The 12,232-nt window shown below is 65.7% G+C and carries 8 protein-coding genes; 1 reads left to right on the plus strand and 7 read right to left on the minus strand.

The genetic code is table 11. The features are described from left to right. Positions 1 to 84: 84 nt before the first annotated feature. From upp to ACP5E6_RS10890, 7 genes are read right to left on the minus strand one after another with little or no spacing between them, the layout of a single operon-like run. Entirely contained in the window at positions 85 to 750 is a 666-nt protein-coding gene (gene upp, locus ACP5E6_RS10860; protein ID WP_427954259.1) for a uracil phosphoribosyltransferase, read from the minus strand. After that, positions 747 to 2,066 (minus strand): glycosyltransferase, encoded by a 1,320-nt coding sequence (locus ACP5E6_RS10865; RefSeq protein ID WP_427954260.1) that lies wholly within the window; start codon positions 2,064 to 2,066, stop codon positions 747 to 749. The genes upp and ACP5E6_RS10865 overlap by 4 nt, the downstream gene beginning before the upstream one ends. Positions 2,067 to 2,076: 10 nt before the next feature. After that, positions 2,077 to 2,928, minus strand: a complete 852-nt coding sequence (locus ACP5E6_RS10870; RefSeq protein ID WP_427954261.1) for a hypothetical protein — start codon at positions 2,926 to 2,928, stop codon at positions 2,077 to 2,079. Between the two features lie 51 nt (positions 2,929 to 2,979). Beyond that, positions 2,980 to 5,847, minus strand: a complete 2,868-nt coding sequence (locus tag ACP5E6_RS10875) for a glycosyltransferase (protein ID WP_427954262.1) — start codon at positions 5,845 to 5,847, stop codon at positions 2,980 to 2,982. Next, the gene (locus tag ACP5E6_RS10880; RefSeq protein WP_427954263.1) at positions 5,844 to 7,625 is read right to left on the minus strand and encodes a tetratricopeptide repeat protein; all 1,782 of its coding nucleotides are present in this window, start codon (positions 7,623 to 7,625) and stop codon (positions 5,844 to 5,846) included. The genes ACP5E6_RS10875 and ACP5E6_RS10880 overlap by 4 nt, the downstream gene beginning before the upstream one ends. Before the next feature lie 21 nt (positions 7,626 to 7,646). Further along, positions 7,647 to 9,107: an HlyD family type I secretion periplasmic adaptor subunit gene (locus ACP5E6_RS10885; RefSeq protein ID WP_427954264.1), complete on the minus strand. Its 1,461-nt coding sequence runs from the start codon at positions 9,105 to 9,107 to the stop codon at positions 7,647 to 7,649. Then, positions 9,073 to 11,313 carry a peptidase domain-containing ABC transporter gene (locus ACP5E6_RS10890; RefSeq protein WP_427954265.1) on the minus strand — a complete coding sequence of 747 codons (2,241 nt, stop codon included), beginning with the start codon at positions 11,311 to 11,313 and terminating at the stop codon, positions 9,073 to 9,075. Before ACP5E6_RS10890 ends, ACP5E6_RS10885 begins: the two co-directional genes overlap by 35 nt. Before the next feature lie 327 nt (positions 11,314 to 11,640). Between ACP5E6_RS10890 and ACP5E6_RS10895 the strand changes: the two genes are divergently transcribed. Beyond that, on the plus strand, positions 11,641 to 12,144 hold the full coding sequence (locus tag ACP5E6_RS10895; RefSeq protein ID WP_427954266.1) for an N-acetyltransferase family protein: 504 nt from the start codon (positions 11,641 to 11,643) through the stop codon (positions 12,142 to 12,144). Positions 12,145 to 12,232: the final 88 nt, after the last annotated feature.

Genomic DNA, 12,232 nt, shown 5'->3' on the forward strand with positions numbered 1-12,232 from the left:
TTAATCGCATATCGCTCTAATCGCCTATCACTCCAGCGTACGGTCAGCCTGACGGGCATCGTCACCCGTCCCGAGCCTCGGCGCCTATTTAGTGCCGAACAGCCGATCGCCGGCATCGCCCAGGCCCGGCCTGATATAGGCGTGCTCATCCAGTTCCCGATCCACCGCCGCGGTGAAAATCGGCACATCCGGATGCGCCGTTCGCAGCGCGGCCACGCCCTCCGGTGCCGCGATCAGGCAGACGAATTTGATCGCCACCGCCCCGGCCCGCTTCAGCCGCGTGACCGCAGCCACCGCCGAATGGCCGGTCGCCAGCATCGGGTCCACCACAACGGTCAGCCGCTCGGCCATATCCTCCGGCACCTTGAAATAATACTCGATCGGCTCGTGGCTGACCGGATCGCGGTAAAGCCCGATGTGTCCAATCCGCGCCGAGGGCACCAGATCGATCATGCCGTCCAGAATACCGTCGCCCGCCCGCAGAATCGAAATAAAGCAGAGTTTCTTGCCAGACACCTGGCGCGCCGTCATCGGCTCCATCGGCGTCTGGATATCGACCGGCTGCATCGGCAGATCGCGCAGCACCTCATAGCCCATCAGCAGCGAAATCTCGCGCGCAAGACGGCGGAAATCGCCGGTCGGCGTCGCCATGCTGCGCAACAGGGTCAGCTTGTGCTCGACCAGGGGATGATCGACGATACTGACCCCGGTCACCGGCGGACCGCCGGCGGTCATCAGAGTCGGCGTCATGCGGTCCCCGCGGCGCGGGTCCGGGGTTTGCGTGCCGGCACCCGCGCCGGTTCCGCCGCTGCCGCGCGCCGGGGCGGATGCACCTCAGCCACCATCCGCTTACCGGTGATCCGTTCGATCTCGGCGCGATAGGCCAGCAAATAGCGCTTCAAATCCAGATTCCGCACCGCATAGTCACGCGCGCCGGCTGAAACCGTCGCGGCGAGCGACTTGTCATCGAGCAGGCGCAGCGTGGTGTCGGCCAGCGCCGCATGATCCAGGGTCGGCGTGACCAGGCCGGTTACCCCATCCTCGACGAATTCGGTGACGGTTTCGGTATCCGACCCGATCACCGGCGCCCCGACCGCCAGCGCCTCGCGCAGACTCCAGGAGGCGACGAACGGGTACGAGAAATAAATATGGGCATCCGAGCGTTGCAGCAGTTTCACGTGATCCTCATAGGCCACCCTTCCCATGAAATGCACGCGCGACGGATCGATCCGATCGCCCACCTCGGCCATCAGCTCCGATCGCCAGGTGCCGGTCGGCGGCGCCGCGCCGTAGCTCACCTCATCACCGCCAACCACCGAGACCACGACATCCTTGCGCGCGCGCAAAATCGCCGGCAAGGCGCGCATCATGGTATGAAATCCGCGATATGGTTCCAGATTGCGCGCAACATAGGTGATCAGGCGTTGCTTCGGCCCGATTGTGAGCGGCCCGACCGTAAGTTTACGCCGATGCGCCGCCGGATCGGGTTTGCAGATCCCAAGATCGACACCTTCGCGCAGCACCGTGATCCGCTCGCGCGCCCAGGCCGGATAGGTGCGCCATTGCCACGTGGTCGGGGTCTGGCCGTGCTGTTCAAGCGCGAGCGCCAGATGATTGACCCCGTTTTTCGATCGCACCGCGCCGAACCGCTCGGTCGGCATCGGAAATTCAGGGTCGAAATTCACATCCGTGCCGTCGATCCGGTAATAAAACTCGAAATAACCCAGTATCGGCACGCCGGGAAACACATCGACCAGATTGAGCAGCTCGCCCCAACCGTGATGACCGATGATGATGTCGGGCTCGAACCCCAGCGCCTTGATCTGCTTCGCCCCGGCATAACCAGCCTCGGCGCGGCGCATCGCCATGTCGAACTCCCGCGCGCTCGGATGCACCGCCGCCTGGGTCGAGGGCGGGCGCGCATAGGTCACCTTCCGCACCCCGGCCATCTGATTGCGGTTCGGTTCGGTCATGAACACGATCTCATGGCCCCCCTCGGCCAGCAGATCGCGCACGATATGCAAATATTGGCCGGGAAAATTCTGGTGAACGAACAGGAATTTCACGGTAAACCGCTCAGCGTCGGCCGCGCGCGACAGCCTTGATCTTGACGCGTGGCACCAGCGTCACCCGCACCGCCTCCAGCGCCGCGAGGCTGTCAGCCTCGCAGGTTTCATCGCTGCCAACCGGACCCGCCACCGCGCCATCGATGAAGCTGGCCTCGCAGGACAATTCGAATGCCTCCGCCGCCGCGCCTTGCAGCCGCACCCGCAACCCGAGGAGCGGCAGCGCCATGCCGCGACTGCCGCAATATTCGCCCGCCGCCACCCAGGGCGACAACCAACCACGTCCAAGCACCGCCTGATATGACAGATCCTCCGGCGCGATGCCTTCAGGTGCCGCGATTGCGATGCCTTCGATCCAGTTGCCCGAACCGGCCTCGCCCAGCCAGTCGCCAAATTTCGCTCCGACATCGCCGCGCGTCTGGATATGCGCGAGCACATCCATCACCACCGGCGCCACCGGTGCCACCGGCACGCTCGGCGTCCCACCGCCATGCGCGAGCCGCATCACCTGCAACCGTGGCGCCGCATCGGCCCGGCCGGCGACCTGATAGACCGTGACGAGCACTTGCGCCGGCCCCTTGGCCACCCGCACCAGTGCCGCGTCGCCCTCGCCGGTCAACCAGCCATCCGGGCGAAATCCGGTAATCTCCACCCCGTTCACGCCGAGCGGCGGCGGCGACACGCGCACACCCGGCAGGCCCTGATCCAGACCGGCTCCGGCATTCGCCTCGTTGATGATGCAGAACAGCCCGGTGTCCAGCGTCATCAGATGCGCGGAAACCTTCAGCTCCTGAACCGAGCCGGGTTGCAAACCGGGCGCGGGGACGGCCTGCGGTTCGGTCATGGTGGCGATTTTAGCCATAAGGGCGTCTCCGTTCGGAAATCGGGTTGGCGGCTACGGGGCAAAGAATGATCAGAGGTTGTAGCGAGCATGCAAATCGCCCAAATCCGGCCGCCATGCAAGCAGGGTCTGATTGATCCGTGCGGCCGGCAAGCCCAGCGGCAGCAAACAGCCCCGTCCCGTCGCCCTGATCCGCGCCGCTTGCGCGCCCAGATCGAATCCGACCGTGTAAAGCCCGCCACGCCATAACTCGCTCAGGGCGAAGCACCAGGTCTCCGGCCAGATCGAGGGCAGAAACCCCAGTTGCGCGCCCGATCGCCCAATCAGCCCGGTCGCCTCGCCCTCTTGATACGCGCCGGTGATCATCACGCGCCCGGTATCGAGCAGGCGCGCGTCATCCTCGCTGGTGCCGATCACCACGAAGCGCAGCGCCAAATCGCGTGCGGCGGCATCGCGCGCGCAGTCGAGCAGCACATCGAAACCCTTGGCCGGCCCGATGCCGCCGACCACCGCAATCACCCGCTCGCCCCCGCGCGGCGGCGGGCGCAACATCAGCGGCACCGCATCGTCTTCCCAAGGCGTGATCGTCAGGGCGATACCGGGAAAATGCCGCTGCAACCGCGCCTGCGCATCGGCGGACGGCACGCCGATCCGCCGTGCCGCGCGCAATTCCGCCGTCGACCGCGCGATCAGGGCCACCGGCGCGATCGGATCGGTCAGTTCACTGCCGGCCTGCGCGATGCAGGAATTGCAACCCTCCGGACCCGGCTCGCCGCAATACCGCCGGGACGGGCCGATCAGGTTCACCCGTTTACAGAAATAGGCGTAATCATGAATGACATGCTCCGACGGCACACCGAGAGCCGTGGCAAGCGAGCGGATCACCGGGTGATGTCCGAGCGTATGATGATATTCGACATGACGCACCGATTCGCCGCGCAGCAAGGCGACCAGGGCGCGGAAATGCCGCGGCAGCGCAAAGCATAGCGCCGGATAATCCGCCGCCGCGCCATCGGTCAGCCGCGCGGCGCCGATAAACCGCTCGCGCGACCCCGGATCGCTGAAATCCGGCTGAATCAGGATCGGGCGGCTGCCCTCGCGCCGTAGCGCCGCCATCCGCGCCGCGACGACCCGCGCGATCCCGCCGCCATGATCATGCGACACCAGAACGACCGCAGATCCCCGCCGCCCGGCGCGAAACCGCGCCCGATCCAGCCGGAACCGCGCGGGCGCCAGCGGATCGGCCGCATGATGCGCCGCGATCAGCGCATGATAGCCGGGATGGCGCCGCTCCAGCAGCGCGAGATTGCGCGCGCAGAGCGCCGCCCCATCGGCGCCGAACGAGGCGCCGCCATGATGCGCGACAAACACACCCACGGCGCCGACATGAATGAACCCGCGCCCCGCGGCACGGCGGCACCAGTCGTTTTCCTCGCCATAACCCTGCGCGAACAGGGTTTCATCGAAACTGCCCACCGCGTCGAGCGCATCATGGCGGATCGCCATGCAAAACCCGATCGCGGTGGGTATCGTGACCAGCCCGGCCCGGTTCGCCCGCCGCGCCAGACGATCGAGCGCGATCGTGCCGGCCAGATCCGGCGGCTGGTTGCCGCCCTGCGGGGCCGGATAGCTCAGAATCGTCGCCTCGTTCGAGAGCGGTGTCGCACTCGCGATCGCATCACCCGCATAGAGCGCCGCCTGCAACCGCCGCGGCGCACCGGGCGGGACCAGAATATCGGCATTCACCAGCAAAATGTCGCACCCCGGTCGCAGCCGCCGCGCCATGCGAATGCCCGCATTGGCCGCGCCCGGAAACCCAAGGTTGCGACGATGGCGGCGCCGATGGATGCGCCCAGCCCGGCGCTCGGCATCGATCAACCGCACCACCTCCGGCTCCGGACTCGCATCATCGACCACGATGATCGGCACGTCGCCCTCGATCGCGGCATGGAGCGAGTGCAGCGACGCGAGGGTCGCCGCGGCATCGCGATAGACCGGCATCACAACGCAGAGTCCCCGCCGCGCCGGTCGCGGAATCGGCCCAAGGCGCGGTTTGAGCGGCGCCAACGCCGCGATCCGGGCGGGATCGAGCGGCGTGCCCGCCAGCGCGCGCCCATCCGGCCCGATGATCCGGAGCGGCGGGCGCATCCCGCGCATGGCGGCCATGCCGATGCGAAAGCCATGACGCGGCAGAAACCAGGCCGGGGCCACCGCTTCCGAGCGCCGCTGCAACCGCACGGCACGTTCGACCCCGTCGCGATCGATCAGGCGCAAACGCGGCGCACGATCGGGCGCGGCCGGATGCGTCACCCACCCGACAACACGATCACCCTCCACCATCGCGATGCCGCCGATCCGCCGCAGCAGCCGCAGATCGAGGGGACTGCCGAGCAGCGGCCCCGCCATCGTTTCAACATCCAACCGATGTGCCGTTGTCAGATCGCGCGGCGTCACCAGCTGCGTCCCCCCATCGACCCGGATGGTCGGCCGCTCGGCGCGCACGATCAGCGCCCCGGCAGCGATGCCGCACCACCCCGGCGCGCCGGCCGCATGCGCGATGCGATCGGCGAAGGGTGAAAAATCAGCATCGGCCGGGATTTCATACCGGCGCAGCAGCGTGGTCATCGCCGCCGCGGCGCCAGCCCGATCCGCATTCCGCCACCGAACCCGCGCCAGGGCGAGCCAGGCGGCGGCCAGATCATGCGCCACGGCAATGTCGAACAGGGCGGCGCCGGCCGCCGCATCCTGCAAAGCCGCGAGCACCAGCGCCAATTCGAACTGCGGCCGCGGGTCCTGCGGTGCAATTCGCCCGACCCGCTCCAGCCAGAATCGTGCCGCCGTCAGATCACCGCGATCGAGTGCGGCGCGTCCGCGCATCCAGGCGTCGGCGGCCTCGTCGTGCCGCCGACGCCGCACCGCGTCAGGGTCGGCGAGGTTCAATCCGCGACGGCTTGATGCGACAGCGGCTCCTCCGGCTGTGCGAGTTCGGCCAGATCGAACCGCGCTTCCTCGACCCCCTGCGCCAGGGCGCGGTTCAGCCAGCGCGCCGCCTGCACCTGATCGACCGGCCCGGCGAGACCTTTGCGCAGATACCGCCCGAGCATCAGCTGCGCGATCGGATGATTGAGCGCCGCCGCCTTGCCGAACCAGATCTGGGCCTCGATCCGGTCGGTCGGAATGTCATGACCACCCCCATACAGCGCGCCGAGCGCGAACATCGCCCCGGCATGGCCGGTCGCGGCCACCCGCAGAAACACATCGCGCGCGCCGGCATGATCGCGCGGGCAACCCTGACCGTTCAGCTTCATCTCGGCCAGCAGGGCCAATGCCTCGACCATGCCGGTATCGGCCGCGCGCGCGATCCAGTGGTGCGCCTCGACCGGGTCGGCCGGAATGCCGCGGCCTTCGAGCAACAGCCGGCCATACCAATATTGCGCATTGACGATGCCCTCCGCGGCACGCCGTAACCAGATCGCGGCCTTGGCCTCGTCGCGCGCGACGCCGATGCCCTCGGCCAGACAGACGCCATAGTTGAATGCGCCGATCAGATCGCCGGATTCGGCGGCTTTCTCGAACCATTCATGGATCGGCAACCCATCCATCGAGGTCTGCCGGACCTCGCCCTTGAGCATCAGATTGCCGAGATCGGCGCCCGCCGCGATGTCACCCTGCTCGGCCGCGCGCGCCAGCCAGCGCGCCGCCTCCTCCGGATCGCGCGCCACGCCGGCGCCAGTCAGATACAGCATGCCGAGCGCCCGCGCCGCGATGCGATGCCCGGCCTCCGCCGCGACGCGAAACCACAGCGCCGCCTCGGCATAATTGGGGGGCAACGCCCCGCCGCGCGCATACAGATCCGCGACCAGCGCCGCCGCCTCCGGATCTCCCGCGACGGCGGCGCGCCGCAGCCAGGATTCCCCCTCGACCGGGTCCGGCGCGCACCCCTGGCCGGACAACAGCATCGCGCCGAGCTTGGCCTGGGCATTGCGAATGCCATGAATCGCCGCCTTGCGATAATGCATCAGGGCGCGCGCCGGGTCAGGCAACACGCCAACCGCCTGCTCGTGAATGACGCCCAGCAGATAATGCGCCGTCGGCAGATCGGCCTTTACCGCCTGTTCGAATTCGCGCATCGCGGCGACCGTCTTCTCGGCGGTGTCGGCGTCACGCATCAGGATCAGCCCGAGACCGAGATGTCCCTGCGGCCAGTCCTGTGCCGCTGATTTACGATACCAGATCTCGGCCTGGACCGGATCGGCGATGCCTTCCGGCCCGTTCGACAGAATATAACCGAGCAGCGCCTGACCATCGGCCGATCCCGCTTCGGCCGCGCGCCGGGCCCAGATCAATGCCGCCGGATAATCCGCGGCATTGCGGGTTTCGGAGGGTTGCACATGCTCGCCGAACAGCGACGCCGCCTGTTCGACATTTCGGCTTTGCAGACCATGGATGAACAATCCGGCCAACCGACATTGACTCTCGACATGCCCAGCCTCAGCCGCCCGGATGAACCAGCGCGCGGCCTCGCGTGGATTCTGCGACAGGCCCCGTCCTTCCAGATAGGCTTCGCCCACCTGAAATTGCGCTTCAACCAGCCCGGCTTCCGCCGCGACGCTGTAAAGCCGGGCCGCGCGGCGCCACTGCTGATCCTGCGCCAGCGCCGCAGCCCGCTTGAGCGCGCGGGCCGGCGACAGCGCCGCGATGCGGTCAATCGTGTTCATGACGGCCCGTGCGACCGTCGATCAAGGCTCACGCATGCTGTCATACGCAACCGGCATGATCTTGGTGACGAAATACGACATGATGGTCCGACGGCCGACCTTGATATTCGCATTCAACGGCATGCCCGGCACCAGGCGGAAGCCGGGCGGCACGTTATGCAGCATCAATTCGTCGAGCGTGATGGAGGCGCGATAATACAGCGTATGAGGCCGGTTCGGCAGTGCCGAGCCGCCTTCGCCGGGTGCGGCTTCCGGGCTGAAACTGTCGGCGCTGACCGATTCAAGCGTTCCCTTGGCCGAGCCGTAGCGGAGGAAGTTGAACGTATCGAAATTGATCGTCACCGGATCACCGATATGCACATAGCCCGATTCGGTGCCGCTGATATCGGCCTCGATCGAAAGCGGGGCATCGATCGGCACCAGCGAGATGAATTTCTCGCCTGACTGCAAAACTGAACCGACCGAGACATGTGCGACGGTCAAAACGATCGCGTCACGCGGCGCGCGCAGCACCACGAGCTGGCTCTGCAATTCCGCCTTGGACAGATCCTGCTGCGCGCTCACCAGCTTGCTGGTGGTCTCCGCCAGATCTTCCGAAACACCGGCCGACCATTTCTTCTCGTAGGCGTCCCGTTCCGCCCGCTGCGCCGCCAGATCGCGCTCGCCGGCCGCGGCGGTTGAAATCGCGCTCGACAACGAACTCGAAACCGAGAGCCGGTCGTTCAGGGCAATCAGCGAGTTCAGCTTGCTGCCAACCTGCATCTTCTGCAGCTGGGTGCGCATGTTCTCGACATCCTGAGCGACATTGACGCGTTTTTTGTAGAAACCCGCCTCCTGTTCACTCTTGGTGACGATCATCTGCAACTCGGCGACCTTCTGGTTGTAGTTCTCGATCGTGTAGGTCCGTTCGGCCTTCCGGCTCTCGAAAATAGCCGCCTGCAAGGTCTGGGCGGGGTTGGCGTGCGCCGGCGCGTAAATCGTGCCATTCGCCTCGGCCTCCAGCCGCGCCCGCTGCGCCTGCAGGGCCACGACCTGGGCGCGCAGCGCGGTGAGATTGGCGCGCGCGAAGGTCGGGTTGAGCCGGGCCAGCAACTCGCCCTTGTGAACGATCTGGCCCTCGTGAACATCGATCGACTGCACGATCGAGGTATCGAACGGTTGCAGCATGATGGTGGGGGCGGACGACACCAGCTTGCCCTGCGCGGTCACCACTTTGCTGACCCGCACGGTGGCGGCGATCACCAGAAGGGCGAACACCAGCGCGGTCACGATCAGGGCGGTATAGCGCGAGATCACCGGTACCGGCGTTGCGATCACCGCCGCGGTGGGCGACTGGAATTCGAGCAACGCCATCGGCGTGTCGCCAAGCTGCGCCGGGCTGGCCAGGGCGAGGCCGGAGCCGCTGGCGCCGGTGGCGCGCGGGGGGGTCGGGTTCGCCACCGGGGGATTAGTCCCCTTGAGCAAGCGTCGGAGTCGGCGCATTGCGACCTCCTTCAGGGTTCATATGGCGGTTCTGCTGGAGCCAGAGATGGCGATAGATCGCGCAGCGCTCGACCAGTTCGGCATGTTTGCCGAGATCGATCACCTGCCCGGAATCCATCACCAGGATCTGGTCACATTCGACCAGCGAGGCCAGCCGGTGGGAAATGATCACCATGGTGCGATTGCTGGCGATCCGCAGCAGATTGGCGTTGATCAACGCCTCGCTCTCGGGATCGAGCGCGCTGGTCGCCTCATCGAGGATCAGCAGACGCGGATCCGCGATCAGGGCGCGCGCGATCGCGAGACGCTGCTTCTGCCCGCCGGACAAATTGGGCGAGCCTTCCTGGATGAAGGTCTCGTAGCCTTGCGGCAGGCGCTCAATGAATTCCTCGGCGCCGGCCAGACGGGCCGCGCGGATGGCATCCTCGAAACTCAGCCCCGGCCGGCCGGCGATGATGTTATCGCGCACCGAACCGCGGAACAGAAAATTATCCTGCAACACGACGCCGAAACTCTTGCGCAGATGGCGCAGATTGATCTCGCGCAACTCGGTGTTGTCGATTTTGACCGCACCCGTATACTCGCGATTGATGCCCTGCAACAGGCGCGTCACGGTCGATTTACCCGAACCGGACCGGCCGACGATCCCGAGCATCGTGCCTTCGGGGATCGAGAAACTCACCTTGTTCAGGGCCGGCGTCTTGGTGCCTTCATAGGTGAACGTCACGTTTTCGAAGGCAACCGAACCGAGGAACTGCGGGCGCAGGCCGGTGTTCAGCGCGCGACGCTCGGTGGGCCGGTTCAGCACCTGCCCGACGATGGCGATGGCCGCGCGGGCTTCCTGGGCATCCTGGATCAGCCGCGCGAAAGACACCAGCGGTCCGGCCACGCGGCCGCCCAGCAGCATGAACCCGACCAGCCCGCCCAGGGCGAGCGGGTTTTGCGAGGTGACCGCGATATAGCCGCCCAGCAGCAGCACGCCGCCCTGGGCATAGCGTTCGAACGGCAACGACAACACGACCGGCCAGTTCGACAACCGGCCCATCTGCATATTGAGACTGCTGGTCTGAGCGACCCGGGCATCCCATTCATCGGCGCGCACCTTTTCGAGCGCCAGGGATTTGACCGTGCGAATACCGTAGATACTCTCGACCAGCACCGCCCCCTTGGCGCTTTCGGCGATAATGATCTTGCCGGTCAAACGCGCGATCGCGGGCAGAAAGGCGGTGATGATCACCGCGATGATGCCGGCCGCGATCAAAATGGTCCAGGCCAGAAACGCGTCGAGATAGAACAGGATCGGCAGGATCAGCGCGACCATGAACATGTCGATGAAGGTCGACAGGAGCCGCCCGGTGATGAAGTCGCGCACCCGATAGATCTGGCCGACCTTGTAGGACAATTCACCGGCCTGGTTTTTCTCGAAGAAATCGATCGGCAGGGTCATCAAGCGGTCGAAGATCATCAGATTGAGCCGCGCGTCCAATCGCGTCGACAGGATCACCAGCATCAGGCGGCGGCCCCAGGTCAGCAGCGCCTCCCAGATGATGCAGACGATGAAGATCAGGGTGACCAGAATCAGCGTGTTGATGCTTTTATAAACGATCACGGTGTTCAGCACGACCATGATCATCAGAATCGGCAGCACCTGCAGGATCGTCAGTGTGATCGAGCTGATCGCGACATCGCGCAGGATGCGCTTTTCGATCAGGACCATTTTCCAGAGCAGGGTGAAATTGAACGGCGGCTCGACGTCCTGGCCATCGCGCTCGCCGCGGATCAGCAGCACCGCGCCATCCCACACCTGGCGGAGCTGGATTTCATCGACCGCGACCGGCGCCGAGCCGAGCGGGGCGCGCGGATCACGGACAAAAATGATCGACCGGTCCCGGTCATGCGCGACCATCAGCGCGGCCCCGCCGTCGCGCAGGAGCAGAACCACCGGCGCGGTGGTTTCGACCTTCATCAACTGACGGAAATTCAGCATGATGCCGCGCACCCACAGGCCCGAGTCACGCAACCATTCAACCAGATGCGGCGATGTCGGCGCTGGTTCCTTCGGATCGAGCGTCAGCGTATCGATATCGAGATCGACGCCATGAAATCGTGCCGCTGCCTTGACCGCAAGGATACGGACATGCAGCGCCTCCGTCTCCTCACCCTTGCGGTCGGGGGCGGCGGCGGCATTGTCAACAGTGTCATTCATCGGGCGGGCTGTCCCTTACATGGGCCCGGCGGTCGATCGACCGGGCGCTGGTCCGTGAGTGGCCAAGGCATGAACGCTGCACGCGAGCGTCGCCGCACTGCAACAAACCAGAAATCTCGATCGATTTCAATGAAATAGATGAAAAATTCAACATCAGTCTCGTTAATAGCATAAATATCCCGAAACTTTCTATAGGCTTCACCCGTTTAGATCGAGTTACGATCTGCGCAAAATCCACCGTGCCGGAGGGTTGCGCCCAAGGAGGCTCTTGCGGGGCGGCGGCGGGACCGGCATCACTCGGGTTCATTCGATCGGAGTTGTTGCGCCATGGAGATCCGTCCCGCGACCGTTCAGGACCTGCCGGAATGCCAGGCCATCTATGCCCATCACGTGCTGGAAGGCACCGGCACTTTCGAGGAGATCCCGCCCTCGCTCGAGGAAATGACGGGGCGGTATCACGCCATCACGGTGGCCGGGCGGTCGTGGCTGGTGGCGGAGGGGGCGACCGGTTTGCTGGGTTTCGCCTATTTCGACCAGTATCGCGCCCGCAGCGCCTATCGATTTACCGCTGAGGACAGCGTGTACGTGCGCGAGGATGTCCGCGGGCAAGGGGTTGGCAAGGCGCTGGTCTCGCGCCTGCTGGCGGACGCCGCGGCACTCGGTTTGCGTCAGATGCTGGCGGTGATCGGCGATTCCGAAAATATCGGCTCGATCGGGGTTCACGCGAGCCTGGGATTTCAGCGGGTTGGCACGCTGCGCGATGTCGGCTTCAAATTCGGGCGCTGGCTTGATGTCATCATCATGCAGCGCAGCCTGACCGACGACTCCTGATCCCCACGACTGCTGATCCCCACGACTGCTGATCGTTGTCTGCCGGTCGTCGCGACCGGGCATCGCCCGGCGTCACGCGCCGATTTTG

Origin of the sequence: Acidiphilium sp. (genome assembly GCF_049977125.1) — a bacterium.
GTDB lineage: Bacteria > Pseudomonadota > Alphaproteobacteria > Acetobacterales > Acetobacteraceae > Acidiphilium.

Coding starts and splice junctions, on each gene's coding strand:
- upp (WP_427954259.1), bottom strand. CDS start 750: ATGACGCCGACTCTGATGACCGCCGGCGGTCCGCCGGTGACCGGGGTC.
- ACP5E6_RS10870 (WP_427954261.1), bottom strand. CDS start 2,928: ATGGCTAAAATCGCCACCATGACCGAACCGCAGGCCGTCCCCGCGCCC.
- ACP5E6_RS10880 (WP_427954263.1), bottom strand. CDS start 7,625: ATGAACACGATTGACCGCATCGCGGCGCTGTCGCCGGCCCGCGCGCTC.
- ACP5E6_RS10885 (WP_427954264.1), bottom strand. CDS start 9,107: ATGCGCCGACTCCGACGCTTGCTCAAGGGGACTAATCCCCCGGTGGCG.
- ACP5E6_RS10890 (WP_427954265.1), bottom strand. CDS start 11,313: ATGAATGACACTGTTGACAATGCCGCCGCCGCCCCCGACCGCAAGGGT.
- ACP5E6_RS10895 (WP_427954266.1), top strand. CDS start 11,641: ATGGAGATCCGTCCCGCGACCGTTCAGGACCTGCCGGAATGCCAGGCC.